Here is a 26,295-nt window from a genome sequence, read left to right on the forward strand (position 1 = left end):
TTACCCTCCCATGCTTACTTGCCATACTGACTTGGGAATGGCACGCCAAAGCTCCTCGCGTGTATCCCGGGCGTATTGTGCTGCGCGCTTGCCCAGCGCAGTGATCTCGAAATAGCGCTTGGGGCGACCGGCGCGTTCTTCCGTCCCCTCGCCGGCATACGAGCGCAGATAGCCTTTCTCTTCCATGCGCTTCAACGCGGTATGGAGTGCGCCCATGCTGACGTTGCGCGCCATGCGCGACTCGATCTCGTCTTTGATGGCCACGCTGTAGGCGTCGTTGTTTAGCACCGCGATGGTGAGTATAACTACCTCTTCAAACTCTCCCAGCTGATATTTCTTCATGGAAAGGCATTAATATTATCTAAATGTAGGAATAACAATCGTGCCAGAGCGGAAAGGGCTTTCCAGGCGCCCGGAAAGACGGTAGGGTGTTCAGGATTGTTCGGAGTTGAACAGTTTTTGTGCGGATTTGGGCTGGAAATGACTATTTTCATCACAGAAAAATTCAATCTCATGGATGCCGCAAAAAATCAAGACTGGAAAAAACTACTGCAAACGATGAGCGCTACTATCTATACCCGAGTAGTCGAAAATATGACATATTACGACAAAGCAGCTGTTGCCGAAGATTGGTTGGGGTTTGAGGGGGCGACCCTGGAATCCATCGAGGCTAAGGAAAAATCGCTCGGCATGGCTTTTCCCCATTCATACCGGGAATTTCTCCTGACAAGCAATGGGTTCCGCCAAATATCTCTTTTTGCAGGCAATCTGTGTCCAGTCTCAGACGTGGGGTGGCTAAAAGATAAAGATCCCGAGTTTATCGAGATCATCAGCCAGTTTGATTATCCTGTGTCGGATGAAGACTACTATGTTTATGGTGAAGAACAACAGACCGAGAATCTAAAGTCAGAGTTTCTGAAGGAAACACTTCAAATCTCAGAATGGGTTGACGGCTCCGTGATCTTATTAAACCCGAACGTAAAATTCGGCGAGGAATGGGAGGCCTGGATATATGCCAATTGGTATCCAGGGGCCCATCGGTATAAATCTTTCCGGGAATTAATAGAAGGCGAATTTTATGCCACTGTCGAAATACTGGACAATCCCAATCGTGATTAAAATTTCCGCGTTATCCCTTCCACCAGCACCGAACGCATCTTTTCAATCAGCGGATACGCCGTACTGGAATTGGTAAAAATCACATATCCCATCCTGGCATCTTTATATACTTCGAACTGACAACGGAAATCGCCGTTGTTGCCACCGTGGCCGAAAACCTGACCGAACGGTGACTCGCGGACTTCCAGACTCTCGCCCATGTATACTTTGTATTTGGGCTTCTCTTCACCATCCTTTGGAGGATAAGGCGAGCGTTCGCTCAGCATGTTTGCATAGGTGGCGGGCGACAGGCCTTTTTGATTTAAGAGCTGAAGCATGAAGTGCGTAAACTCGAGGGCCTCGGTATGCATGCTAAACGCCATGCCGGGTGCCTCCGTCGGATCGTCGGAAGAAGGGATGTTGTTAAAATGACCGGTGGATACGAGCTTCATCAGGCGGTCGTTCCGGGCGAAGAAGGTGTGGTGCATGTCCAGCGGGTCCAGTACTTCTTCTGTCAACATCTGTATGGTGCTTTTGCCGGTGATGCTTTTCACAACCATCTGCAGGTATTGAAATCCTTCGCCGGAATAACCGAACTGCGTACCGGGGGTGAAGTTTATCACCAGTTTTCCATCGCGCCAGTTGGGAAAACCTGTGCGATGGGTGATTACATGGCGCGCGGTGATAAGCTTATACCGGTCGTCGTACTCGATGTCTTTGAAGGGCAGGTATTGGTAAAGTGGTTTGTCGAGGTCGATCAGGCCGCGCTCGGCGAGACGTTGTACAGCGTAGGCGAAGACGGGTTTGGTAATGGAGGCCGCTTCGAACAGGGTACTGTCGTTTAGCGGCGCCTGGGTCATGCTGTTTTTAACACCGTATACTTTGTGATAGATCACCTTGCCATCTTTTATCAGGGCCAGCGACACCCCAGGGATTTTATAGTATTGTTGATAGGTTTCGATAAAGTTATCGATGGTACGCGCCGACTGATTGTCAAACGTCGGTAGAACACCTTTGTCGGGGACCAGGTCGGGTGCTTCTGTAACGGTGGCGCTGAATGCCGGGATCTTTACGAGGCCGCTGGGTTTTACTTTTACGTTGGGTTGTGACGGCATCGAAAGGGTGTATACGTGGGCTTCTTCGGGGATGTATTTTTCGGAAAGTGCCACGGTATAACTGCCACCCGGGAGTTGTGTGGAGTAGTTTCCGAGCGAGTCAACCGATGTGACGATCCATGTCTGGGGCGATGCGGTAGCGGTGAACCGCAGCCGTGCCGGTACTTTGATCTTGTGGGTATTTACAATTTTCATCTGCCCGGTTAGGGTGCCTTCTTTTTCATTTTCTTTCATAAAAACAATATCACCGAGTGCATGGGAGTTCTGGTATTTGCCTTCGCCATCGCCCCAGGCATTCCAGCCAAAGCCGTCGGCATCTTTATCGAACACCAGCATATCAAACCCCATCGAGCGGCCGGGCTGAAGCGCATCGCCCAAATAGATCTTATATTCATACGTCCGCTTGTTGCCTTTTCGGACCATCTTTATGTCTGCTTTGTCCCACACGATTTGCTTGGTAGCGGTATCCCATTTGTTGGTGTCGATATATTTTCGTGTTTCGGAATAACTATACGCGGTAACACCCGAGCCCTCCACAAGGTGGCGGACATCGAGGCATACCTGCACACCATCCTGCGTGTTCCAGCCTACCTGCCGGGTAGTATCGACGACATAGTCGCTATCCGTGATCTCGATCGCTACATAGAGGGTCTTTTCCCCCAGATTGTAGCCGATCATAAAATAGCCGGAGAAGTCTTCCGCATTCTGGGGTTTTATATCAGATTGCGCCAGAGCCAATATGCGCCTCTTTACTCCTGTCCAGTCGCTTAGGTCGCCATCGATTTTTATATTCCTAAGGGGATATACCAGGGCGCTGGCGCCATTGTGGGCCAGCGTAACACGCGTACTTATAAGAATGAGCAACAGGCAGCAACCCAGCTGCGCCATGTTCTTCAGGCCGATGTATCTATTCTCCATAATGATTAGACCGGTAATTTGTGGAATGGTTACAAACCCGGTAAAAAATATGTAACAAATACCCAACCAATCGCCTGACTCGAGTTCCGGATACCGTTTCAGTAGATCCAGAGCGGTAGTCCGGATAATGAACGTTCAGTCGCGGACGTTGTTTGTCCGACTATGAACTACTCCACCAAAAAATGCCCTCGTCGCTGCGTGCGATCACTAACACTTGATTTATGCTGGTGTTTTACTTATTGTTGGACAATGAAATTTACAGCCTGTACTCTAGCCTATCGTTGCAACGCGTTTTATAGTATAATCCAATCCGCCCACATACTTGCTTTTGTTGCGATCCTGGCGTCTTGTACAAACACGCAAGAACGTGGTACCACGGAACAAACCGACTCAACCGGCGTAAACGAGCAGCCGGCACGAAATCCGAACAATGCAGTTGTCCCGGAAGCTCCCCGGACCGCCCCCTCGCTCACGACCATTCTGTTGCAGTTCGAGAACTTCTCCATGACGGCCGCATTCGAAGGACTCCACAACAACAAAGGTTATTTTGACGTAGTCCATAAAGACACCATCGTCGTTGATCTCGGTTTGTCCAGTCAGATATCCGGGCAGACGTATACTATCAAAACCGACTCTTCTATTCAGCACGTAGAGGTCTTTCAAAATTATGAAACCAGCCTCTTCGTGATGGGCGAGGGCCCTGTCATCACTCTTCTGGAGTGGAAGCATTATGTTGGCGACTGGGAAAAGTTAGAGATCGCAGACGGCAGTCTTAAAACAGTAGAGTATAACGATGCGGACTTTGAACAATTCCCCGATGTAACACGTGACGAAATCGTCCAGGCTGTCAAAGATGCCTTTGGCGGTAAGACAAATACGTGGACGGAGTCGGCCGCGAAGTGTACTGGCCCGCGGGGGATTCCTTGCGGTGTTTCCATCAGCCGTATTAATCTGAAAGTTGTTCTGACATATACCTCGGGTATTACGGTGGAAAGATTTATTGTCTTTGAAGTGCCGATAGGATGTTAATGACAGAACCATACGTGTATAATTATACTTTCTCACGGAGATAGTACAGGAAAAATCCCGTTTCGTTTCCGGCCACTTGCAATTGCAACGGTAATTCTGGAATTTCATATACTTATTGACGAGCCCATCTATCTGTCATCACCGGCAGATGGATGGGCTTTTATTTTTAACCCCTACATGTATGGTCAAAAAAACCTCCCCCTCCTCCTCTGTTAAGAGCGCAGCAGCCAGTAATGGCAGCGCGGTCGCGCATCCTAAGTATTGTACACTTGTATTAACACCGCCGCGGACGTTCGCCGCGGACGTAAGCGGTTTCCGGGCGGCGATGATCCTGGTGTCGGACCGGAAATGGGTCAACGGCACCAAGCTGCGGTATTATTTCTTTACCGGCAGCGATGGCTCGCCTGCTTCGTGGAAAGGCGACGCGACACAAAAGAATGTTGTCAAAGAGGCCTTTGCTACGTGGAAGAAACAGGGCATCGGCCTGGAGTTCGAAGAGGTGAGCAACAAGGAAGATGCAGAGATCCGAATCGGCTTTATGCGCGGCGACGGCTCGTGGTCGTATGTGGGCCGCGACATTATTGACGTGGCCGGTTCGCCGAATGAGCGAACCATGAACTTTGGCTGGAGCATCGCCAACGACATCGACACCGCCATTCACGAAATTGGCCACACCCTGGGCGCACCGCACGAACACCAAAACCCCAACGCCGGCATTGTATGGGACGAAGATGCGGTCTATGCCGCACTGGCAGCGCCGCCGAATAATTGGAGCCGCGAAACGACCTTTCACAACATCATTCGAAAGTTACCGGTGAACGAAGTGGAAGGGTCTACACACGATCCGAACTCGGTCATGCACTATCCTTTTGAAGCGGGCCTGATCAAAGAACCTGCTGCCTTCAAAAATGGAATTTTCCCGGCAGGTGGTCTGTCGGCGAAGGATAAAGAATTTGTCAAGAAGTTTTATCCACCCCTGGCGCCGGCGGACTATACGAAGTTGACGGTTGGCAAATCGGCGACGCTCGACATCAAGCCGGGTGAGCAGAAGAATTTCATTTTTAAACCCACGGTCAACAGGAGGTATAAGATCCAAACATTTGGCGCGCTGGATACTGTGATGGTATTGTTCGAACGACAAGGAAGCGAAGAAGTTTATATCGCAGGAGACGACGATAGCGGAACAAACCTAAACTCCAAGCTTCATTTACGACTGATTAAGGGGCGTGAGTATATTGTGCGCGTTAGATTATTCTATTCGAGTAGTGAAGGAATGGGATCGTTGATGGTGATTTAAATCTATTCTCTGGCGCGAGTCTTATGGCTACTCCATTCTGGGGGAGATCGACTCGCGCCAAATTTATATCCCGACTCGTGCGCGTGCACGTCTGATATTTTTTTTCATGATTCATCTTACTGATTATCAATGCCCCGGGGTTGGCTTCTCCTTATTTATTAATCCACAATTTTGGTAGGCATTAGAAATGTAATACTTTTGTCCCACCCATTTACCCACCACCTGGGCTCCTAACCTATTTTTTAAAACGTAACACTCATTACTTAAAGCAAGTGCAATGGAAAAATTTGTACGAAGGATTTGTATTGTCTTTTTTTTATTGGTCACGACCTCTGCCTGGGCACAGGACAAGACCGTGGAAGGGACTGTTATTGGTACCGACGGCACGCCGTTGCCCGGTGCTAACGTTATTGTGAAGGGTACTACCCGGGGTGTTCAGACGGACGCCGATGGTAAGTTCGTCCTTCAAGTCACCCCGTCGGATGTATTATTGTTTTCGTATATCGGTTATAAAAATGTCGAAGTGCCGGTAGGAAATCAGTCGACGATTACCACCACGTTACAAGATGACGAGGGCAAGCTCGAAGAAGTCGTCGTGACGGCCCTGGGCATCAGCAAGGAGAAGAAGTCGCTGGGCTATACCGTGCAAGAGGTAAAATCCAACCAGCTGAGCGAGGCGCGCGAAAACAACCTGGTGAATGCGCTGTCGGGCAAAGTTGCCGGGGTGCGTGTTACGAATAGCCAGGGGAACTTAGGTTCGTCGCGTATTGTGATCCGTGGCGAGACCTCTATCGCCGGTAACAACCAGCCGTTGTTTGTGGTCGACGGTCTGCCGGTCGATAACTCACAGCTCACGAAGTCCGACGCTTCACGTGATTTTCCGAATGCTATTTCCGATATCAACACGGAAGACATCGAGTCTATCAGTGTGTTAAAGGGCCCTAATGCCGCGGCGTTGTATGGCTCACGTGCGGCTAACGGCGTGATCATTATCAATACAAAAAAAGGACGGGGCGGCAAACGTGGCCTGGGTATAGCGGTTACATCGGGGGTTACGTTTGAGCGCCTGCTGGTATTGCCCGATTATCAGAATGTCTATGGCCAGGGAGCCGGCGGCGAGTTCTCGTATGTGGACGGCAAAGGCGGTGGTGTGAACGACGGTGTTGATGAAAGCTGGGGCCCGAAGATGGACGGCAGACTGATCCCGCAATTCTATTCCAACGGTGAGGCTGTACCATTTTTACCGCACCCCGACAACGTAAAGGATTTCTTTGTCACGGGACATACGATCAACAACGGCGTCGCTATTTCCGGGGCGAAAGAAGGTTTCGACTATCGATTCTCGTATAACAACTCCAAGCAGAAAGGTGTTGTGCCGAATACCGATCAGACCAAGAACTCGTTTAGCGTCAACGCCAGCTATACGCTGCACCCGAAGTTAGTGTTATCCACCAGTGCGAATTTTATACGGACGGAGTCGGACAACTTACCGGGCACCTTTGGCCGACGGGCTACCAGCACGATGCTGCAGTTTACCTGGTTTGGGCGGCAGGTAGATATCAACCGCCTGAAGGATTATAAAGACGCCGATGGCAACACATTTAACTGGAATAACAGCTATTACAGCAATCCGTATTGGGTAGCGTATGAAAACACTGTAGGCCAACGCCGCGATCGGTTCTTTGGTAACGTGAACCTGAACTATAAGATTGTGGAAGGTCTTACCGCCAACTTCCGCACGGGCAATGACCTCTACAACGACCGACGCAAGATCCGGATAGCCTATGGCACCAACGGTACGCCGTTTGGTTCGTACCAGGAGATTGGCTACGCGGTAAATGAAAACAACACGCAGTTTACCCTGAACTATAAAAAAGACCTTACACCGGACTTTAACCTGGATGTGCTGGGCGGTGCCAACTATCAATACCGATTCCAGGAAGAGAACAACCAGTTCGCGCCACGCCTGGCGGTGAAAGATGTCTATACGCTGAACAACTCGCGCGACCCGCTGCAGTCTACCAACTTCTATAGCCGCCAAAAGATCTATAGCTTGTTTGCTTCCGGCCAGGTGGGTTTCCGCAATTATGCGTTCCTGAACCTGACGGCGCGCAACGACTGGTCTAGTACCCTGCCTTCGAATAACAATTCGTATTTCTATCCTTCTGTTAACGCCAGTGTGGTATTGTCTGAAGCGCTGGGCTTTGCCAGCAACACGGTGTCGTTTGTAAAAGTACGAGCCGGCTGGTCTAAAGTAGGGAAGGATGCCGATCCGTATCAGCTGCTGAATACCTATCCGTTTAGCGTTCCCTTTGGCAGCAGTCCGCGCCTGACGGTTTCGGACAAATACCTGAACGCCGACCTGAAGCCGGAGACCACTACATCGACAGAAGCCGGTGTTGAAGCCAGCTTCCTCGACGACCGCATCACCGTAGACGCCAGCTACTATTTCACGCGCAGTAAGAATCAGATCCTGAACGTTGACGTGAGCCCCAGCACGGGGTATACTTCCAAACTCATCAACGCGGGCGAGATCGAGAACCGCGGTGTGGAATTGCAGCTTACCGGTGTGCCGGTCATTACGTCGGGCGGCTTTCGCTGGGAGGTGAATGTAAACTGGGCAAAGAACGTGAGCAAAGTGGTGGAGCTGGACAAAGAAGGATTTTTACAGTCATATCGTCTGGGCTCGGATGGCGTAGAGGTGCGCGCAGGTGTAGGCGAGCCTTACGGCGTGCTGTTTGGCCCGGGCTTCCTGCGTAACGATAAAGGTCAGATCGTCGTGAGCGCGGATGGCACGCCGGCGATCGATCCGAGTAACAAAGTGCTGGGCCGGTTTACACCAAATTGGATCGGCGGCATCAACAACGCCGTGTCGTATAAAGGCATTAGCCTGAGCTTCCTGGTGGATGTGCGCATGGGCGGCCAGATATACTCGGGCACACGCTCGACGGGTCTCCAAACCGGCGTGCTGGCAGAAACGCTGAACGGGCGCGATGCTGAGCACGGCGGCCTGCCCTACTACTTTGCAGGCGACGATACCGGCACGACGCCCGTGGCGCTGCCCGATCACAGCGCTTCGGCGCCGAATGGCGAGACAGTGTATCACGACGGTATATTGTTTAACGGCGTAACGGCCGACGGTAGCCCCAACACGACTATTGCGCCGGCACCGCTCTATTACAAAACGCTGGCTGTCAATGGTGAGTACAATACCTTTGATGCCACCTTTGTAAAGTTGCGCGAAGTAAAGCTCGGCTATACTATACCGTCTTCGCTCACACGCCGTGTGGGGTTGCAGTCGGCCACGGTGTCGCTCGTCGGTCGCAACCTGTGGATCATTCACAAAGACGCGCCACACATCGATCCGGAGACAGCGCTTAGCACCAGCAACGCGCAAGGCCTGGAAGACTTACAGCTGCCGACTACCCGCAGCTATGGTTTTAACATTACGTTGAACTTTTAATTGACGATCTCTATGAATACCCGATATATCAAAAACCTTATATCCCTTGTTGTTGTCGCGGCGCTGGCCGTGGCGTGTGGCGACGACCTGACGGACACCAACATTAACCCAAACGAGGCGTTGCACCCTCAACCCGACTATTTGCTAACAAACGCGATCAAGGCGTCGGTAGACACCTACTGGGGCGTTGACAACAACATGAACAGCACATTGCTCTTTGTGCAGCACTTTGCCAAGATTCAGTACACAGACCCCGACCGATACCGGTACACGAACACCAGCTTTGAATCGACCTGGAAGGGTTTCTATTCTGTCGGCCTCGCCGACCTGGCCGAGATTACCACGCTGGCGGAAGAATCCGGTAACGATAACTACAAAGGCGTGGCGCTTATTTTGCGTTCGTGGCTGTTCGCCAACCTCACCGACCTTTACGGCGCGGTTCCCTATCGACAAGCTCTTCAAATAACGGATCAACTGGCACCGGGGTACGATGGCCAGGACGTTGTATACGCGGGAATCCTGGATGATTTGAAGACTGCGGTGGAGCTTCTCGATCCAGAGGGTGACGCTATCGCCGGTGACATTCTATACAACGGCAAAATTGCCAACTGGATCAAGTTCGGCAACGCCTTACGCCTGCGTTACGCCCTGCGCATTGCCGATCAGGCGGAAGATAAAGCACGCGAGGTGATCACCGACCTGCAAGGTAAACCGATCATCAGCAGCAATGACGAACTTGCCCGCCTGGTATATTCCAGCTCGCCGAACCAGAATCCCATCGCCCTGAACTTTGAAACGCGTAACGACTACCGCGTCAGCCGCACGATGATAGAGACACTGCGTGCGCTGGGCGATCCGCGCCTGCCGGTGTTCGCCAGCCCAACGGAGACCGCAACAGCCGAAGTTTATATCGGTGTGCCGAACGGCTTGACGAACGATGCCGCCAGTGACCTTGGCCTGGCCAAAACATCGAAGCCTGGTTCTTATTTCTTACGATCGGAAGCGCCGGGAGTCGTGCTGAGCTATTCGGAAGTATTGTTCAACCAAGCCGAAGCGGTAGAACGCGAATTTATTACCGGTGATGCCGAAGCGTTGTACGAACAGGCTATTACCGCGTCGTTGCAACAGTTTGGCATTATAAACACAACGGTCATCAACGATTACCTGGACCAACCGGCGGTACAATACAACGCGGCAAATTACCGCGAGTCTATCGGCACGCAGAAGTGGATCGCCTTGTTCGGTCAGGGCACCGAGGCCTTTTGCGAGTGGCGACGCTTGGATTATCCGCAGCTAACGCCCGCGGTGAATGGTGTGCTGAGTGGAAAAATCCCCGTACGGTTTATTTATCCGGGCAGTGAGCAGTCGCTGAATGGGAAAAGTTATCGCGATGCGGTGAATGTACAGGGCACCGATGCGTTGACTACCCGGTTGTGGTTTGATAAGCAATAGGAAATACAGTCAAGTATAAAAAAGCCTGGAGTCTTCGCGACTCCAGGCTTTTTTATACATTTTATTTCATCGACCTCAGCTTGGCGATATCTTCATCCGTCCTGTTGCCATGGACCTCGATCTTTTCCAGTTCTGCTTCGATGGCGGCATACTCGGCATCGGTCAACGTAACGGATGCAGCACCGAGGTTCTCCTCTATGCGCGCGGCGTTTCGTGAGCCGGGAATGGGTACGATGAAATCTTTTTTGTGCAGCATCCACGCGAGAGAAATCTGTGCCGGGGTGGCATGTCTGGTCGCGGCGTATTGACGAATCACGTCCAGCAGCGGCTGGTTGGCGATCATGTTGTCCTTGTCAAAGCGGGTGATGACGCGGCGGGCGTCCATGCCGGTATAATTTGTCTCGGGGTCGACCTTGCCGGATAAAAATCCGTTGGCCAAAGGCGAGAAGGGCACAAAACCTATACCGAGCTCTTCACATACCGGGATAACGTCTTTCTCAAATTTGCGCTCCATGATGGAGTACTCACTTTGTATAGCCGTTAATGGCGTTACGGCATGTGCGCGTCGTATTTCTTCCGCAGTCGCCTGCGACTGCCCCCAACCTACTATTTTCCCTTCTTTGATGAACTCGCCCATGCAGTAGGCGATGTCTTCTACGGGAATGTCTTTGTTCACGCGGTGTTGATAATACAACTCGACGTGGTCTGTGCCCAGCCTCTTCAGCGAGTTCTCCAGCCGACTTCTTAATTCCTGCATCAATCGTCCCGTCGTATTGTATTCGGTGCCTTTTTCTGTCAGTAGGAATTTAGTGGCAATCACAACATTGTCGCGAAGATCTTTCAGCGCCTCTCCCACCAACTGCTCGTTGGCGCCCATGCCGTAGAGCTCGGCAGTGTCAAAGAATGTGCAACCCAGATCGTAGACGCGATGGATCAGGCGGATGGCCTCTTCCTTATCCGGCGCGGTGCCGTAGCCCATGCTGAGGCCCATGCAGCCGTAACCAATAGCTGATACTTCCAGCCCGTTTAATTTTCTCTTCTTCATATTCTTTGTAGAATGATTATGCTTACAAAGCTCTGACGAAAAGAAGGGTCACTGGTAAAGACAATCAAACCAAGAAGTATGATTTTCAAACCTTGCCGATACGGTAGCCTTTGGGTGTGATGCCGGTCATGCGTTTGAAATAGTTGTTAAAATAGGTGGGGTATTCAAATCCCAGGCTGTAGGCAATGTCGGCTATGCTGGAGTCGGTGTGTTGCAAAAGTGCCCTGGCTTCTGCTATGATCCGCTCGGCGATGACTACGGAGGTCGGTTTGCCTGTTACTGCTTTGACAGCGCGATTCAGGTAGTTGACATGTATCGACAGGCCTTCGGCAAAATCTTGTGGTGCGCGTAGCCTGAGCGGGGCATCGGCGCTTTCAATCGGGAACTGCCGTTCTAACAGTTCCATAAACAAATGGGTGATGCGCGTAACGGCATTTTCCTGCGTGGGTTCGGGGGGCAGTGGCTGAATCGTTAATGCCTCGTGTACAACCAGCTCAATACAGGCCTTGAGCAATTCTGCTTTTTGTGTATAGTCGCCGCGGTAAACGGTCAGCATGCGTTGGTACAGGCTCGCCATAAACGCAGCCTGCTCGGCATTCAGGTGTACCACGGGCATGGCGCCAAAGCGCATGAGCGGCGAGCTTTGTAACAATCGCTTACGTTCCCGGCCGGCCATAAAGGTTTCGGAAAAAACACAGGCGTAGCCTTTGCGCTCGGCGTGGTGAATGACCGAATGGGGTACCCGCGGATTGATCAGAATCAGGCACGTGTCGTTCACCTCGATCGTTTGGTCGCCGTAGGAAATCGTCATTTTGCCCGTGACGAACACGATCTTATAAAAATCACGACGGCTATGAGACTGCTGCGGGCTGCTGGAGCCGGAAAACCTGTAGACTTTAAATCCCTTTACGTTTAAATCCGACGCGTGCAATCCTGCACCTTTCGATACCGTGCCTGTAGTCATTCGGTAAAGTTAATAAAATCAATCCTCAACTATCGCTCTATCAGAATTACCATCCAGGTGTCCGGCAGGAAGATCAGCCCAGTTTCCCGATAAACTCATCCAGGTCTTCTTCTTTGGTGAGACCCAGTTTTATTTTGATGCGATAGCGGGACATTAATATACTCTTTGGGGCAACGGCCAGGCGTTGCGCTATCTCTTTGTTCGTTAAACCGATGGAGATGTACGCACAATGCTTGAGATCGAGGCGGGAGAGCGTGTCGTTGGACTTCTGTCTAAGTTGCTCGAAGAACTCCGGGCGTACCGAATCGAACTCGGCCCGGTTGGCGGCAAAGGATTCGTCTGTTTTTTTGTTTTGATCGATGATGCTGTTGATCTGCCGCACGATGGTCTGATCTTTGGTCGATGCCTCGATCTTCTTTTGCACGGTCTGTAAGAGCTCGTCTTTCTGCTCGATCTGCAAGCTGCCGGCCAGCAGGTCTTTTTGTAACCGTCCCTGACGCTCATGCATCAGTTTTTGCTCAGCCTGCAAGCGCAGGGCCTCTTCTTCTTTCAGCCGGGCTTTTAATTCTGCCTCCAGTTTCTCGAGGGCCAATTGTTTATTTTCCTGTTGCTTGAGCTGGGCCATGAGCGCGGCGTCCTCCTTTTCTACTTCCAGCAATTTCTTTTGTTGCAACGTTACCTTCAAGCGCGAGCGGAGCGACCACAACAAGAGCAGCAACACCAGCGCTATGGTAACCGACAATGCAATGTACACACGGTTGAGCCTTTCATTCAGGGCATTGGCTTGCTGGAGCGATGCCAGGGCCGCCTGATCTTTTTCAGATTGGTATTGTGTTTCCAGTTTTTTTACGATGCCCAATCGTTCGGCATCGAACAACGCTTCGTATACCCTGTGATAGTCGTGATAGTATCGAAATGCCTTTTGATAGTCGCCCTGTTTCTCGGCTACTTCCACGAGCTTTTCCAACACCTTGCTCTTGAGCCTGCTCCGCTTCACGCTGTCGGCCTCTTGTATGGCCGTCAGACCGGAAAGTAGAATCTGCTCTGCCTTCTTGAAGTTGCCCCGGCCCAGCTCATACTCGCTCAACATGCCATAGCACATGGAGGTTACCGCCGACTGCCCGGTTGCCGAAGAGGACTTCATGGCAATCCCAACATAACGATCGATCGAATCCTGAGCATGATGACCGATCGGGTACTGCTGGTACAACCCTGCGACGTGGAGCGCAACGATCGGCAGCATCTTTTGAAATACCATTTTGTCTCCATGCTTCAGGTAAACCTCCACGCCTTTACGAAAATGCAGCAACGCTGTATCCAGCAACGGTAGTTTCCGCTCATCCTTTTGAAACATGTTTAAGTAATAGCTGGCGAGCACCTGGTGGGCTGAAGCGATGTTATCCAGATCGCCGCTTTTCCGGGCAGTTTCCAGGCACAGCCTGCCATATTTACCTTGCTGCGGCAGATCTTTCCAGTTGCCGTGCGCCGTGGACAGGGCATAGTATATCGAGGATTCGTAGTTGAAAGAATTCGTACCGTCCAAGTTCCTCAGGGCTTCCATGAAGCCGCCTACAGCCTCCTGAAATTTTCCTTCTATATTTTGAAGCCAGGCTTTGCGGAACCAGGCAATTCCTAACGGCCGTTTTTGGCGGGACTGCCGCGCATAATAAAACGCACTATCGAGGGTGGCGTAGGCGGCGGGCTCGCCGTCACCGTTGTAATACCGCAACATCGACAGGATTGAATATGCAAACGATGTAGTGGCCGGGTCTTTCAATTTCCAGGCACGTTGCACGGCGTCCTGCGCAATCCCCAGCCCCTCGGCTGCGTCGGTCCTGGAATGGGCCCGCGCCAGTAGCGCCATGGTGACAATATGCTCCTGGGGCGAAAGGTCGTTGCGTAATAATGCCTGGCGTAATGAGTCTATGAGCAGGGTTTGGCCGCTGGCCGGTTGCAGTACAGTAACCAATAGCGCGACAACTACAAAAATGGACCGTATATACATTGTATACGAATGAAAGGGTTTGTTTATGGAGCACGACGATGGCATGTAGTATCTACAAACCATACACAATGATACAAAACTACACATCTACCGTCGTTATCCGGGTGTTTTAGCGGTTGTGTAGATCATTTGTAGTAGTTCAAATCCTACTACCAGATGCCACGCTCTGGCCCAAAGATGCTGAGACGGGAAAGGTCAAAATAAGAAAGCCCGCGCGCAGCGCAGGCGATTCTTTTTCATTACCGATAAAAGTGGAAATCGAGTTTTAATGGAGATTTGGCAATACCAGCAACGGCACACGCGTCCGCAATGCCATCTCACGCGTGGCACTGCCTTTCAGGAACAATTCCCAAAAGCCAGCCTTGTGGGGCACCATCACCAGCAAGTCCGCGTTCCAAGCCTTTACACCTTGCATGATGCCGTTCCCAACGCTGGGGTTATCGATCACACTATATGTATGATCTACATCTTCCAGCAGCATGTCCACAGCCAGAATCTGATCCCCGACCGCGGCCAACGCGGGTTCCTTTTTTGTCTCGACGTGAAGTATCTGAAGCTTGGCTTCAAATTTCCGGGTGAGCTCTTTCAGTAGCTCCAGATGGTTGTCCTCGCTCAGGTAGCTGTACTCGCATGCGTACAGGATCCGCTTGACACCCTGAAACGGAATGTCATTCGGTACGACCAGCAGGGGGAACTTCAGGCTTCGGATCGCGGCGGTAGTGGTGTTTCCAAAGAGCTTGTATTCCAGGAGGCTGCTATCCATGCCCATGACGACCAAATCTACGGGACGGCTGGCTACGTATTCCGCCAGTGCCTCGACGGTATCAGCTGTTTTGCTCACGCCGCTTACCTGTACCTGGTATTGGAAGGCCGTCACCAAGGCCAGCTCGCGCAGGCGATTTTCATTATTCCGAATGATCTGGTCGATAGCATCGGGAGTTACGAGCGAATTACTAACATGAACACTGGGGTGATAAACATTCAACAGCACCAGTTCAGCATTAAATGTACGGGCCAAATTGGCTCCAAATTGAAGCGCATTATTGGCGGTGGCGGAATAATCGGTAGCGACTACAATCGTTTTCATGGCGAATTGATTTAATACTTAAATAAACTACTCATGCGCAGGACTGCCCATGACACCCCTCAGCCTGGAGCCTGACATTTGTCGGCTTATTCCCGGAATCCCGAAAAAGCATACAACTTCCCCGAATTCGTGTTATCCGCAGGCGAACCGTGCACGCCAACTTTGCATCATCATTAATCGCAAAAGAAATGAACAAGACAATTTTAATTACCGGTGCAAGCAGTGGTATTGGAAAAGCAACGGCCCAACTGTTTCAATCAAAAGGATGGAATGTAATCGCTACGATGCGGAAGCCTGAAACCGATACGGAACTCGGGACACTGCCCAATGTCCTGGTGACTGCGTTGGATGTTCTGAACCTGGACTCTATTCGCACCGCCGTGGCCGAGGGTATTCGGAAATTTGGAAAAATCGATGCCTTGCTGAACAATGCAGGGTATGGTGCCTTCGGCACAATAGAGTCGTTTTCAAGAGAAAAAATCACTCGCCAGTTCGATACGAATGTGATCGGGCTGTTGGACGTTACAAAGGAGGTGCTTCCACATTTCCGTCAGAACAAAAGTGGTGTGATCATTAACATTTCTTCCATTGGTGGCAAGATGACCTTTCCATTAGGTGCTTTGTATCACGGAACAAAGTTTGCCGTGGAGGGCATTTCCGAAGCATTAAGCTACGAAGTGGAAGAGTTTGGCGGGAAAGTAAAGATCATCGAGCCGGGTGCTATTGCCACCGATTTCGCGGGGCGCTCGTTAGACTTTAGCCACGATGAGGCCCAAACAGAATACCAACGCATTGTCGGAAACGTACTCACGGGCATGCCGGCGTTCTTTGCCAACGCTTCCCCCGCCAGTGTGGTGGCCGGGGTTATCTATGAAGCTGCAACCGATGGCAGCCATCAACTGCGCTACGCGGCGGGAGAAGATGCCATAGCCATACTGGCCAGCCGTCAACAAACTGACGATGAATCTTTTATAAAAGGAATAAAAACACAGTTCGGACTTTAACCACCGAGACGAAAGTTATCTATCTTTAAGTATAGTGTCGTAGCAGGTGCTACGACACTATACTTAACCCTATCATTGTATGAGTGTATACTACCACATGCAGACGATCTCCGATCTGTTCAAATTCTTTCAATTGGATCGTCCTATTCTGCATCCGTTAATTGCCGTAGTCGATTTCAGTCAGGTGAATGAGCAAGTATACGGTGAAACTAAAGTGTCCACCGATTTCTATTCCTTGATCTGTAAGAACTACAACCGCACCAACGTAAAGTATGGTCGCAAACCGGTTGACTTTCAAGATGGAAGTTTGATCTGTTTAGCGCCCAATCAGGCCCTGGAAATGGATAATGAAACGGAAGGAACTCCTGCGCTGCGCGGATGGGGTTTGTTTTTTCATCCGGATCTGATCCGGGCTACGTCGTTGAACGACAAGATGAACGACTACAATTTCTTTTCGTACGAAGTGTCGGAGGCCCTTCATTTATCCGAGAAGGAAAAAGCTACGCTATGCGATTGTGTTCTAAAAATCGAAAACGAATTACAGGAGAACATCGACACCCACAGCCAGAACATTATCGTTTCAACCATTGAATTGCTACTGAACTATTGCACTCGGTTTTATGGAAGACAATTTATCACCCGGGAAAGCACACATAATTCCGTGGTGGCACAGATAGAAAAAATGTTACGAGAGTATTTCAAAAGAAATGACATCCACGGACAGGGCTTGCCGACTGTAAAGCATTTAGCGGAACAAGTACACCTGTCACCAAGCTATCTGAGCGACCTTCTTAAAAAAGAAACCGGTAAAAACGCACAAGACCATATACACTTTTATTTGATGGAAGAAGCCAAAAGCATTCTATTAAGTACCGATAAGTCGGTGAGTGAAATAGCCTACTCATTGGGATTCGAGTATCCTCAATATTTTAATAAGCTTTTTAAGCAAAAAACCGGGAAGACTCCGGTTGAATTTAGAAGTATGAATTAAGGCAAATTTTCGCGGCGTTGTTGACACGCCCGGTCAGTCCGAAAATACCATATCGCAAACCATGTTCAAGTTCTTGCATTTAAGCGCAAGAAACTTGAGCATGGTTTATAAAAGACGCTATCCCCGACGGCTCTACTTTACAACAGTCGCTTCCAGCTCAATTTTCAATGTTTCAAAAAGTGTTTTCACCTCAAAGAAGGTAGCGGCTTGCTTGATCCCATTGTTAGCAATCCATTCGCCGAACAGATCAAAACAGGGGAAAAATTCTTCGTGCGAAGTAGTATAGACATTCAGGCGAACAATGTTTTTACATTCATACCCGGCCTCGCGAATCACTTGTTCCAGATTCTGAATGGCCAGCTGCAATTGCGTTTTCATGTCCGCTGAGCTTGATGTGCCATCTGCGTGTACGGCTGCCTGGCCGGCGCAATACAAGGTGCTTTGAACTTGTTTTACTTCTACAGCCTGAACATAATGACGTCCATTTTGCCATTTCCAGGGGTTGATAACTCTTGTTTCCATTTTTGCTTTGCTTTAGATTTATGTCGCCATATTCATTTATGGCATATTTTCTGCAAAGCTATAAACAGCATTTGTAGCGAGACCGTGATCTACCGCACGTTTATGGTGTGCGCCAGATCACGCCTGTGAGCTCAGCCGGCTTAGCGTCTCTCGTGTAACGCCTAAATAAGCAGCCAGTTGCGTCTTGGGCACGCGTTGCAGCAGCGACGGATGTTGCCGGATCAATTGTTCGTAACGCTCCTGTGTACTGGCGGTCATCAACGACAGAATACGACGTTGGGCCGCCAGGAACCCAAAAATCGTTTTCTCCAGGAAAAAATGTTCTATTTTGGGTAGGCCTGCACACAGTGCACGATAATCTTCGAGCGACAAACAAAGTACCTCCGTATCCTCCAAACATTCCATAGACAACGTGGCCTTCGTCCGGGTGTAGTAGGCCTGAAGATCACTATCCCACCAATCCTCCATGGCGAATGCCAGTATATGCTGCTTTTCGGCATCGTCTGTATACACCAGTTTCGTAAGTCCCGACAGAAGAAAATAATTATACGGCACCATCTCCCCGCGTTGCACCATGAACTGGTGCTTTTTGAAACTTTTTCGAATGAAGTGCTTGCTTACGAAAGCGAACTCGTCAGCGGTGAGCGGTACGATCTTTTCAATATGTTCTTTTAATTTCGGATGCATGAATTTATGTCAAAATCCAACACGATAGGGGCAATTGATTCAACGGCAAGATACCTGGAAAAGTCCTTAAAAAGGAACTCAGGTAATGTCAGAAAAAAGGCTAAAATTTAGGACGCGATGTCATTTCCTCCTTTCGATACCAACGGCAACCTCGCCATGCTTCCGCCCGACAACCTGGACAACGGTGAGGGGCAAATCATTGTTGTGTTTGGCAAACACAAATACTATAACCTTTTCAACGTACAACTCACCCGCTGCGCGAATACGTCGCGTGCCACCCTCAAAGGGCCATTTGCACCGATCAATCCGCTGCAGCACGCCTGGAAGAAAACCAATCCGGACATTCTCAAATTTTACCTCGCCGTCACAAAGTTCCAGACCGTATACCAAAAGTCCGCGCACGATCTCGAAAGCCTCCAGGCACTGGTACGGAACCCTGCGCAGTACGAGTTCTATTTTCACGACAGCCGGGTGTCCGAAAAGATCACGGCACGATCGCTTCGTCGCGTGAATGTCATGAACGTCAACCTGAAAGCATCTGTAGTCGTCCGGCATGAGGGCCAGTTGACAACGGTAACGTGCAACGTCGTGGTCGGCGAGCATGCGTACGACATCGAAGCCCTCACCATTCTATTCGACTACTTTGTGGTGGTCGATAACCAATGGTATTTACCGGGCGATCCGCAGGTAATCAACGTATTGGCCTATTTTAAAACGCATGGCCCCGTGATGCGTGTCGCCAAGCCTGACTTTGAAAGCTTCCGACAACATGTATTAGCACAGATCGATCTGTATCTACCCGTTATCTACGAGCACGTCACAACACCCCCTGTCGGTCTGCTCCAACCGAAGCTGGAGGTGCAACTAAAAATTTACCTCTCCGACCTGCAGCAATACGTCACGATCACTCCGGTAATTCAATACGGTGACACCGAAATACCGATACGTTCACAAAGGCAGGTCTATACGCGCGACCAAAAAGGAAAGGAAATACACATTGCACGAGACGGTGCATTGGAAGATGAATTTATGGGGCTGCTGCTTAGACAAGGCAATCATTTTATGGAGCAGTTTGACAATCCTCTCTTATATTTCTATGTGTCACGCCATGCCTTTCTGGACCTCCACTGGTTCCTGGCCCTCATGGAAGAGTGGACCCGGCGCAACATCCAGGTTTTTGGGTTTCGGGAGCTGACCGGCAACAAATTTACACCCCACCGCATCCATGTACACGTGGATGTGATCAGCGGCTTGCATTGGTTCAACAGTCAGTTCGATATTCGCTTCGGCAATACAACGGTATCGTTGCACCAGGTACAACGGGCGCTAAAAAACAGGAGCCATTACATTTCGCTGGATGATGGGACAACCGGGATACTTCCGGAAGAATGGGTTGAAAAATTCAAAAACTATTTCCGCATCAGCGAAATTGAAAATGATAACACCCTGCGACTCAGCAAAGTGAACTACACCGCCCTGGACGAGCTCTACCATGCACATGAGCTGATGCCGGCGGTGAAAGACGAAATAGCCGGCATAGAAGAAAAGTTCAGGCAGCTGGCATCCATTACGGCTGTCCCCGCACCGGCTGCGCTGCTGGCCGAGCTGAGGCCGTACCAGGCGCACGGCTTGTCGTGGTTGAATCTTCTGGACGACATGGGGTTTGGTGGCTGTCTTGCCGACGATATGGGCCTGGGTAAATCGCTCCAGGTAATTGCCTTTGTACTTCTCCTGAAAAAGAAGAAAGGTAAACAGACACATTTGATCGTCGTCCCCACGACGCTTCTCACGGCCTGGAAAGACGAATGCGCCAAATTCGCACCTACACTCGCTGTACACATCCAACACGGCACTTCTAAAATTTCAACGATAGCGTTCGACGCCTATAATATCGTTCTGACATCGTATGGCAACATGGTCTCGGATATACTTTCACTAACAGCCTTTACGTTTGACTATATTTTTCTGGACGAGTCGCAGAACATCAAAAATCCCTCCTCGCAACGCTTTAAAGCAGCGCAGCTTCTCCACGCGAAGAATAAGATCACGCTATCAGGAACACCCTTCGAAAACAATGTATGGGACCTCTATGCCCAATTCGCGTTTGCGTGTCCCGGCTTACTGGGGAGCCGACAATACTTCCGCGACATTTTCGCGATCCCCATTGGCAAATTTAAAAGCAAACGTGCCATCGATGCCCTCAGCAAAAAAATAGCCCCGTTCATCCTCCGGAGAACCAAGCAAGAAGTTTCGCAAGAGCTCCCGGAAAAAACCGAAATGGTACTCTACTGTACGATGAGTGCCGGACAACGGGCGCTATACAGTCAAGAAGAACGGAAGTTTCGGGATAGAGTATCCGCATTTACCGACGACGATATTCCAAAGCATGCGTTAAACATCCTGAAAGGGTTAACCCGGCTGCGCCTGATCTGCAATTCACCCGCGCTGGCTAAAGACGAAGGCGCCTCCGAGGAAGCCTCCGGCAAGCTTGATACATTGATCGAGCGAATTTCGAGCCTCCATAAAAACCATAAGATCTTAGTGTTTTCGCAATTCGTCTCGATGCTGGACCTCATCCGGGAACGGTTGGAAACGGAAAACATTACGTCCACGATGCTCACCGGCAAAACCGTTAAGCGCGAAAAAATTATCGGCAACTTTCAGACAGACGACTCCATCCGGGTATTCCTCATCAGCCTCAAGGCGGGAGGAACCGGTCTGAATTTAACATCTGCCGACTATGTTTTTATCGTTGACCCTTGGTGGAATTCTGCCGTGGAGAACCAGGCGATCGACCGGCTCTATCGCATTGGCCAGACAAAAAATGTAGTGGCTGTGCGACTTGTCTGCAAGGACACTATCGAAGAAAAAATCATGACCCTGAAGCACGCGAAAGACGACATTGCAAAGGGCCTTGTCCTGACGGACGGCAATCTGTCGGCACTATCCCGCGCCGATATCTTCTCGTTGCTGACGCAAACACCGGCAGATTTACAGCAGCCTGTTGTTTCATAATTCCGCAGGCAAACGTGCTCCACCGCGACAGCGTTACGAAGCCTTTTTCTGCAGGGAGCGTGCAATGATATCAGCAATTCTAGCCGCGCGTGTTTGGGGACGCTTGGCAAATTTTAGATTCATTAACAGGAGCTTTTTTATCGATTTCGCCAATAAATTGAAATTCTTTTTTGCTTCAGGTGTTTTCTTAAAAGCCTCTTCCAGGTCCTTTGGAATGACCAGTTTCTCCACGTCATCTAAAATCGTCCAGGCACCATTCTTCTTGGACACTTCGATTGCCTCATGCCCGGCCTTTGTCATTTGCCGCTGCTGGATTAATCGTTCAACTCTTTCTTTGTTTATCTTAGACCATGTGCCTTTTGCTTTTCTTTTACTGAAGAATTGTTTGAATTGCTCATCGGAGACAGAGAGTCTTTTACCATCAATCCATCCAAAGCATAGTGCCTGCTCAACGGCTTCATCCCAATCGATGGATGGCATATTCGCTTTCTTTTTATAGAGAATAAGCCAGACAGATTCTTTCGTCTTATGGTTCTTACGCAGCCACTCTCTCCAATCTTTAAGACTTGTCGGGCAAAAGGTTTCTATCGTTGCTTTTTCCATGATTTCACGATGCTAAGGGCAGCCGAGGCACCTTGAAATTTACACAATTTGCATTAGAAGCGACCTAATTTAAGGGCAACGTTTCCTGACACATTACTTAAGTCGCTATCACCGAGTCCCTTTGCATTACTGCCGATGGTTTGGCGATACGATATACCAGGACTAAGGCGCATCCATTTGGTGAGATTTATTTCAACCTGCGCGCCGGGTTCCAGCACCACGAAGAAATCGGTATCGTGACTGTAGTTTTTATACCGTTTTTCATCTCTATCATTATCCAGGTATTGCGCAGTAAAGCCGGCGCCCGACAGCAGGTTAAAAGCGAAGTGTACTTTTTTATTGGAATTCACAACGTATTCCGTCATTAGTCCGAAATGACCGTATTGGTAACGCAGATCGGCACCGGATATAGTTTTGTTAGCCTCGGGTACACGCAAGCTTGTATTGGTGGCTGCGCCGCCGACGCCGATAAGTAGTCTTTGGTTGATAAAATAGCCGAGGTAAAGGCCACCGAGGTTTGCATATTCGCCGTTTATCGAAGTCGAGGCGTTGGTCAGTGCGCCGTAAAATCCAGACGACTGAATGGATTTGAATGAAAATACGGTCTGAGGTTGCTGTTCTGTTGTCTCTTGCTGCGCAAAAAGATTCCCGGCTGCCGTTAACAGCAGCATGATTGTAAAATGCTTCTTCATATTCTTGCTATTTGCAGTATGACAACGAACGCGCGGCGTACCCCTATGGATGGGGCAAATTAAACTTCATACGTTGATTTTCCCGGGCCCGGATTATTATATCGGCTTGCCAGAGGCTAAACACAAATAATTTCGCAGATCCCCGCTACAACTTCACTCCACTAAACGGTGTCTAAATACATAATAATCGAGCCATGAAAATTATCTATACAGTAGCTATTACAGCATCACTATCTGTAACCTGGGGCTGCAAAGACGACGCAAAAGAAAAGCAGGATTATACTTTTATAAAAGAGTATTGTGCCCAGATAACTGTCGGAGGAGTCGTCGGTGTGGATGACAAATGCTTTGAAATCGGCGACGTTGTTGTCGGCGCTAAGAAAAGCAAAGGGGTCATCACGATTAGAATAGCCGACCACCTTCCAATAAATGAAGGTCCGGCAAATAGCGCAAGCTATCAAGAATTCTTAGACATCCCCGTTGACTATTTAGTACCGAAAGAATAATCACGAGCTGCTCTTTTTTGGTAGAGAGACTGAGCATAAATACGTCTAAAGCATAAGCTCATCGTAGGGATATATAATAATTAACCCCACGCCTCGAAGACGTGGGGTCTGGGTATGCTTCGCGTACCGGATCGACTAAATTTTAGTAATGCGGAACCAGTTGATGTTCCAACCACCGGCCTGCGCATAGATGCCGACGTTGTATGTGCCAGCGTTGATGGTAACGTTGTGTGACACGGTTGTCCACGTTTGCCAGCCACCAGTTGAAGGGATATTAATAGCTCCCAGCACCGTAGTGCCGGCATTGAGGTCGAGCGAGAGGCGACCGCCGCCGTTGGTGCTGGCTACTCTGTATTCAACCCGATATGTGCCGGATGTGGGTATATTGATGCTGTTGTAAGCCAGCCAGTCTGCCGTTTCTATGGCCCCTATGTTTGAGCCTCCGCCCGAATCTGTACACGCTTCCACCTTTATGCCAGCCATAGCTGAATAATTTTCGGCCTGTATCGTACGGGTGAAGGAACCAGCGGGATACATGTAACGTACCGCGACAAGGTCGTAGTTGGTAAAGCCATTCCAGGGCAATACGAATGAGTTCATCACCGAGTTAGGATCAGTTGCCGGTGTACCGGGTACGATCGTTCCGGTAGTTTGGTCTGTATGCCAGAACCCGATATTGTGACCCATTTCGTGTGCCATGGCAAACAGCTTTTGATTGGCGGCCATGTCATTGAAGCGTGGGTTGATTTCGAGGGTACCCTTTCCGCTGCCGGAAGGCAGCGTCGCCCGGGCCACCCAGTTTGCCGCGTCATATGCGCCCACGAATACATTGATATTGGCCTCTGCCTGTGTGCCTACCCGTACCAGGCGAAGCTTTGAGCCGCCTACTCCGTTCCATTGTGCAATGGCGCCCACGACGGCATCACGCCATCCTTGCGTAAGCGCGGGCTGTATGTAGTATTTAAAGTTTGTAGCCTGGGCATTTGTCAACAGAATGTTGTGCATGCGTTGCTCTGTTCTGCCATTGGCCGATTCTTCTGTGTCAATGTATTGGTCGATCGTATTACGATCAACGATCATGTCACGGCTAACTGTAAACTGGTCGGTCGTTTTGTCGTAGGCGATGTCGCCACGTCCGACACCCGAAGCTTCTTCGAGGAATGTGTAGTACTTATCCAGTGTAGTCTCCGTGGTTAGCGCTGGGACGACTTCCTCGTTACTTTCCTGGTCGCAGGAGAAGGCAACTAGCGCAAGGCATAGTGCGGCAGCGGAGGATTTGAGCACAAATCCTGATCGTTTTGTTTTTTTCATAGGCTCAACGTTTATAAGGTTTTAATAATTATTGCGCTACAAACTTAGTCACCAATAGGTTTACGCTCAAACCTATCAAACGCTGGAATATGACACATTAACGTTTATGTGAGTTCATTAACTAGTGTGTAATCACAAACATAAACTGATCGGTTCAAAACACTCCGAGACGCGACACTTATTGATCTAATTCCCCCAATGTTCTCTTCAGATTTGTCTCTGCAATTTTATAGCCCACCTTCGACTCGATAACGTTGCTATAGGCTTGTTGCCAGATGGTTTGCGCATCCAGGACGTCTTTTCCTACAATAGTCCCTGCCTTTAACCGATCCTTGCTAAGTCGCAAATTTTCCTCTGCCTGTAGTAAAGAGAGTTCCGCCAGCTTAACACTTCGGGCGCTTTGATTCACTTGCAAAATGGATTGCTGTACTTGTACGGAAATGACTTGTCTGCTCTCCTTCAGTAAATATTCCTGTGATTGAATACGGTATTGTTGTTCTTTCACTTTTTCCGTTCGCCTGCCCCACCCGAAGATGGGTACGTTCACCGTAACCAAGCCATAATAACTTGCCATTGAATTGCTGTTGTTTTCCGGGTTTACCCCTTGCTTGCCAAACGCGCTAACGCCGCTTATCGCGAGTGATACACTGGGAAAGAGATCACCCTTATAAATCCGTTCCTGGAGTCGGGCCGATTCTAACGTCTTTTCCTGAATGCGAATTTCTGATCGAAGACTTTGTGCATGTATTGCCAGGTCTGAAGTTTGAAGCGAATCAAACGTTCCACTGATACTATCCGTCACGGTAAACTCAACGCTATCACCAAGACCGGTAAGTTGCGCCAGGTTCAGCTTCGCCAACGTAAAGGCATCATTCGCTTGTCTCAGGCTCAGCTGATTTTGATTTTGCTGAACGCGCGCTCGCAGGAGGTCATTCTTATATGTCAGGCCGGCTATATATTGGTTGTTGATGTCTGTCACCAAAGCCGTTAGCTGCTTATGACTTTGTTCTGCTAACTTGATTTGTTCTTTTGCCGAAATCACTTGCCAATACGCTACTTCCGTATTATACAATACATCGGATGTGGTCTGAATCTTACGTTCTGTTTGAATATTTACAGTGATCGCAGCTGCTTTTCGTCCCAATTGATTTTTCCCTCCCGAGTAGATCAGCTGATTAAAATTAATTCCCGGACTCACCCCATATTCGGGTAGTAGTGTATTCAGCGGCTTGCCAAAGTAGAACCCCGTAACCGAACCGTCGAGCGTGAATTTTCCATTCGCGTCAGCCTGTTTTTTTTGAGCTTCCGCTACCAGAATATTCTGATCCGCGGCTTTTACATTGTTATTCTGATGAATAGCTAGTTGTCTGAATTCCTCCAATGTTACGTTGCGCTGCGCGACAGCCAACGCTGAGGCGAGTAGCGATACTATAATGAGGGATCCGGAGAGACTCCCTTTGAATGTCAACTTCATTTGATGTTGTTTATGAT

Annotated in this window: 21 protein-coding genes; 9 read left to right on the forward strand and 12 right to left on the reverse strand. The window is 49.7% G+C overall.

The window, feature by feature from the left end:
- Nucleotides 1-342: a PadR family transcriptional regulator gene (locus tag K7P01_RS08735; protein WP_267291921.1), complete on the reverse strand. Its 342-nt coding sequence runs from the start codon at nucleotides 340-342 to the stop codon at nucleotides 1-3.
- A gap of 171 nt (nucleotides 343-513) precedes the next feature.
- Here K7P01_RS08735 and K7P01_RS08740 point away from each other — a divergent pair, with 171 nt between their 5' ends.
- Entirely contained in the window at nucleotides 514-1,119 is a 606-nt protein-coding gene (locus K7P01_RS08740; RefSeq protein ID WP_267291923.1) for an SMI1/KNR4 family protein, read from the forward strand.
- Here the strand turns inward: K7P01_RS08740 and K7P01_RS08745 are convergent.
- Entirely contained in the window at nucleotides 1,116-3,131 is a 2,016-nt protein-coding gene (locus K7P01_RS08745) for a serine hydrolase (protein WP_267291925.1), read from the reverse strand. The genes K7P01_RS08740 and K7P01_RS08745 overlap by 4 nt on opposite strands.
- 249 nt (nucleotides 3,132-3,380) lie before the next feature.
- Between K7P01_RS08745 and K7P01_RS08750 the strand changes: the two genes are divergently transcribed.
- The 4 genes from K7P01_RS08750 (at nucleotide 3,381) to K7P01_RS08765 (ending at nucleotide 10,372) form a co-directional block, all read left to right on the forward strand.
- The gene (locus K7P01_RS08750) at nucleotides 3,381-4,160 is read left to right on the forward strand and encodes a hypothetical protein (RefSeq protein ID WP_267291927.1); all 780 of its coding nucleotides are present in this window, start codon (nucleotides 3,381-3,383) and stop codon (nucleotides 4,158-4,160) included.
- 181 nt (nucleotides 4,161-4,341) lie between these two features.
- Nucleotides 4,342-5,457: a M12 family metallopeptidase gene (locus tag K7P01_RS08755; protein WP_267291929.1), complete on the forward strand. Its 1,116-nt coding sequence runs from the start codon at nucleotides 4,342-4,344 to the stop codon at nucleotides 5,455-5,457.
- Between the two features lie 277 nt (nucleotides 5,458-5,734).
- Complete coding sequence (locus K7P01_RS08760; protein WP_267291931.1) at nucleotides 5,735-8,920, forward strand: SusC/RagA family TonB-linked outer membrane protein; 3,186 nt, start codon at nucleotides 5,735-5,737, stop codon at nucleotides 8,918-8,920.
- Between the two features lie 12 nt (nucleotides 8,921-8,932).
- Nucleotides 8,933-10,372 (forward strand): SusD/RagB family nutrient-binding outer membrane lipoprotein, encoded by a 1,440-nt coding sequence (locus tag K7P01_RS08765; RefSeq protein ID WP_267291933.1) that lies wholly within the window; start codon nucleotides 8,933-8,935, stop codon nucleotides 10,370-10,372.
- 61 nt (nucleotides 10,373-10,433) lie between these two features.
- Here the strand turns inward: K7P01_RS08765 and K7P01_RS08770 are convergent, their stop codons facing one another.
- The 4 genes from K7P01_RS08770 to K7P01_RS08785 all read right to left on the reverse strand — a co-directional run bounded on the left by K7P01_RS08770 (nucleotide 10,434) and on the right by K7P01_RS08785 (nucleotide 15,473).
- Nucleotides 10,434-11,417: an aldo/keto reductase gene (locus K7P01_RS08770; protein WP_267291935.1), complete on the reverse strand. Its 984-nt coding sequence runs from the start codon at nucleotides 11,415-11,417 to the stop codon at nucleotides 10,434-10,436.
- An 85-nt stretch (nucleotides 11,418-11,502) separates the two neighbouring features.
- Nucleotides 11,503-12,381 carry a helix-turn-helix domain-containing protein gene (locus tag K7P01_RS08775; protein ID WP_267291937.1) on the reverse strand — a complete coding sequence of 293 codons (879 nt, stop codon included), beginning with the start codon at nucleotides 12,379-12,381 and terminating at the stop codon, nucleotides 11,503-11,505.
- A gap of 73 nt (nucleotides 12,382-12,454) precedes the next feature.
- Nucleotides 12,455-14,386 (reverse strand): hypothetical protein, encoded by a 1,932-nt coding sequence (locus tag K7P01_RS08780; protein ID WP_267291939.1) that lies wholly within the window; start codon nucleotides 14,384-14,386, stop codon nucleotides 12,455-12,457.
- 265 nt (nucleotides 14,387-14,651) lie between these two features.
- Nucleotides 14,652-15,473, reverse strand: coding sequence for a universal stress protein (locus K7P01_RS08785; RefSeq protein ID WP_267291941.1), 822 nt, complete (start codon nucleotides 15,471-15,473; stop codon nucleotides 14,652-14,654).
- Nucleotides 15,474-15,661: 188 nt separating this feature from the next.
- Between K7P01_RS08785 and K7P01_RS08790 the strand changes: the two genes are divergently transcribed.
- Nucleotides 15,662-16,477 (forward strand): SDR family oxidoreductase, encoded by an 816-nt coding sequence (locus K7P01_RS08790; protein ID WP_267291943.1) that lies wholly within the window; start codon nucleotides 15,662-15,664, stop codon nucleotides 16,475-16,477.
- A 79-nt stretch (nucleotides 16,478-16,556) separates the two neighbouring features.
- The gene (locus K7P01_RS08795) at nucleotides 16,557-17,468 is read left to right on the forward strand and encodes a helix-turn-helix domain-containing protein (protein WP_267291945.1); all 912 of its coding nucleotides are present in this window, start codon (nucleotides 16,557-16,559) and stop codon (nucleotides 17,466-17,468) included.
- A 132-nt stretch (nucleotides 17,469-17,600) separates the two neighbouring features.
- Here the strand turns inward: K7P01_RS08795 and K7P01_RS08800 are convergent, their stop codons facing one another.
- Both K7P01_RS08800 and K7P01_RS08805 read right to left on the reverse strand, forming a co-directional pair.
- Nucleotides 17,601-17,990 carry a RidA family protein gene (locus tag K7P01_RS08800; protein WP_267291947.1) on the reverse strand — a complete coding sequence of 130 codons (390 nt, stop codon included), beginning with the start codon at nucleotides 17,988-17,990 and terminating at the stop codon, nucleotides 17,601-17,603.
- Between the two features lie 117 nt (nucleotides 17,991-18,107).
- Nucleotides 18,108-18,677 (reverse strand): Crp/Fnr family transcriptional regulator, encoded by a 570-nt coding sequence (locus tag K7P01_RS08805; protein WP_267291949.1) that lies wholly within the window; start codon nucleotides 18,675-18,677, stop codon nucleotides 18,108-18,110.
- Nucleotides 18,678-18,794: 117 nt separating this feature from the next.
- On the opposite strand from K7P01_RS08805, the gene K7P01_RS08810 reads away from it, so the two are divergent.
- Entirely contained in the window at nucleotides 18,795-21,692 is a 2,898-nt protein-coding gene (locus K7P01_RS08810; protein WP_267291951.1) for a DEAD/DEAH box helicase, read from the forward strand.
- Nucleotides 21,693-21,725: 33 nt separating this feature from the next.
- Here the strand turns inward: K7P01_RS08810 and K7P01_RS08815 are convergent, their stop codons facing one another.
- Nucleotides 21,726-22,295: a YdeI/OmpD-associated family protein gene (locus K7P01_RS08815; RefSeq protein WP_267291953.1), complete on the reverse strand. Its 570-nt coding sequence runs from the start codon at nucleotides 22,293-22,295 to the stop codon at nucleotides 21,726-21,728.
- A gap of 53 nt (nucleotides 22,296-22,348) precedes the next feature.
- Nucleotides 22,349-22,987, reverse strand: a complete 639-nt coding sequence (locus tag K7P01_RS08820; protein WP_267291955.1) for a hypothetical protein — start codon at nucleotides 22,985-22,987, stop codon at nucleotides 22,349-22,351.
- 194 nt (nucleotides 22,988-23,181) lie between these two features.
- Here K7P01_RS08820 and K7P01_RS08825 point away from each other — a divergent pair, with 194 nt between their 5' ends.
- On the forward strand, nucleotides 23,182-23,493 hold the full coding sequence (locus K7P01_RS08825) for a hypothetical protein (RefSeq protein WP_267291957.1): 312 nt from the start codon (nucleotides 23,182-23,184) through the stop codon (nucleotides 23,491-23,493).
- A gap of 135 nt (nucleotides 23,494-23,628) precedes the next feature.
- Here K7P01_RS08825 and K7P01_RS08830 read toward each other — a convergent pair whose 3' ends face one another.
- On the reverse strand, nucleotides 23,629-24,804 hold the full coding sequence (locus tag K7P01_RS08830; RefSeq protein WP_267291959.1) for a M57 family metalloprotease: 1,176 nt from the start codon (nucleotides 24,802-24,804) through the stop codon (nucleotides 23,629-23,631).
- Nucleotides 24,805-24,982: 178 nt separating this feature from the next.
- Nucleotides 24,983-26,278, reverse strand: a complete 1,296-nt coding sequence (locus tag K7P01_RS08835; protein WP_267291961.1) for a TolC family protein — start codon at nucleotides 26,276-26,278, stop codon at nucleotides 24,983-24,985.
- Nucleotides 26,279-26,295 lie beyond the last annotated feature (17 nt).

Source organism: Parachryseolinea silvisoli, assembly GCF_021190955.1.
Classification (GTDB): Bacteria; Bacteroidota; Bacteroidia; order Cytophagales; family Cyclobacteriaceae; genus Ohtaekwangia; species Ohtaekwangia silvisoli.

Bases quoted from the DNA above. Each gene is read 5' to 3' on its own strand.
- K7P01_RS08750 (WP_267291927.1), top strand. From the start codon at position 3,381: ATGAAATTTACAGCCTGTACTCTAGCCTATCGTTGCAACGCGTTTTAT.
- K7P01_RS08755 (WP_267291929.1), top strand. From the start codon at position 4,342: ATGGTCAAAAAAACCTCCCCCTCCTCCTCTGTTAAGAGCGCAGCAGCC.
- K7P01_RS08805 (WP_267291949.1), bottom strand. From the start codon at position 18,677: ATGCATCCGAAATTAAAAGAACATATTGAAAAGATCGTACCGCTCACC.
- K7P01_RS08790 (WP_267291943.1), top strand. From the start codon at position 15,662: ATGAACAAGACAATTTTAATTACCGGTGCAAGCAGTGGTATTGGAAAA.
- K7P01_RS08785 (WP_267291941.1), bottom strand. From the start codon at position 15,473: ATGAAAACGATTGTAGTCGCTACCGATTATTCCGCCACCGCCAATAAT.
- K7P01_RS08765 (WP_267291933.1), top strand. From the start codon at position 8,933: ATGAATACCCGATATATCAAAAACCTTATATCCCTTGTTGTTGTCGCG.
- K7P01_RS08825 (WP_267291957.1), top strand. From the start codon at position 23,182: ATGAAAATTATCTATACAGTAGCTATTACAGCATCACTATCTGTAACC.
- K7P01_RS08770 (WP_267291935.1), bottom strand. From the start codon at position 11,417: ATGAAGAAGAGAAAATTAAACGGGCTGGAAGTATCAGCTATTGGTTAC.
- K7P01_RS08775 (WP_267291937.1), bottom strand. From the start codon at position 12,381: ATGACTACAGGCACGGTATCGAAAGGTGCAGGATTGCACGCGTCGGAT.
- K7P01_RS08780 (WP_267291939.1), bottom strand. From the start codon at position 14,386: ATGTATATACGGTCCATTTTTGTAGTTGTCGCGCTATTGGTTACTGTA.
- K7P01_RS08800 (WP_267291947.1), bottom strand. From the start codon at position 17,990: ATGGAAACAAGAGTTATCAACCCCTGGAAATGGCAAAATGGACGTCAT.
- K7P01_RS08820 (WP_267291955.1), bottom strand. From the start codon at position 22,987: ATGAAGAAGCATTTTACAATCATGCTGCTGTTAACGGCAGCCGGGAAT.
- K7P01_RS08795 (WP_267291945.1), top strand. From the start codon at position 16,557: ATGAGTGTATACTACCACATGCAGACGATCTCCGATCTGTTCAAATTC.
- K7P01_RS08735 (WP_267291921.1), bottom strand. From the start codon at position 342: ATGAAGAAATATCAGCTGGGAGAGTTTGAAGAGGTAGTTATACTCACC.
- K7P01_RS08815 (WP_267291953.1), bottom strand. From the start codon at position 22,295: ATGGAAAAAGCAACGATAGAAACCTTTTGCCCGACAAGTCTTAAAGAT.
- K7P01_RS08740 (WP_267291923.1), top strand. From the start codon at position 514: ATGGATGCCGCAAAAAATCAAGACTGGAAAAAACTACTGCAAACGATG.
- K7P01_RS08760 (WP_267291931.1), top strand. From the start codon at position 5,735: ATGGAAAAATTTGTACGAAGGATTTGTATTGTCTTTTTTTTATTGGTC.
- K7P01_RS08830 (WP_267291959.1), bottom strand. From the start codon at position 24,804: ATGAAAAAAACAAAACGATCAGGATTTGTGCTCAAATCCTCCGCTGCC.
- K7P01_RS08745 (WP_267291925.1), bottom strand. From the start codon at position 3,131: ATGGAGAATAGATACATCGGCCTGAAGAACATGGCGCAGCTGGGTTGC.
- K7P01_RS08835 (WP_267291961.1), bottom strand. From the start codon at position 26,278: ATGAAGTTGACATTCAAAGGGAGTCTCTCCGGATCCCTCATTATAGTA.
- K7P01_RS08810 (WP_267291951.1), top strand. From the start codon at position 18,795: ATGTCATTTCCTCCTTTCGATACCAACGGCAACCTCGCCATGCTTCCG.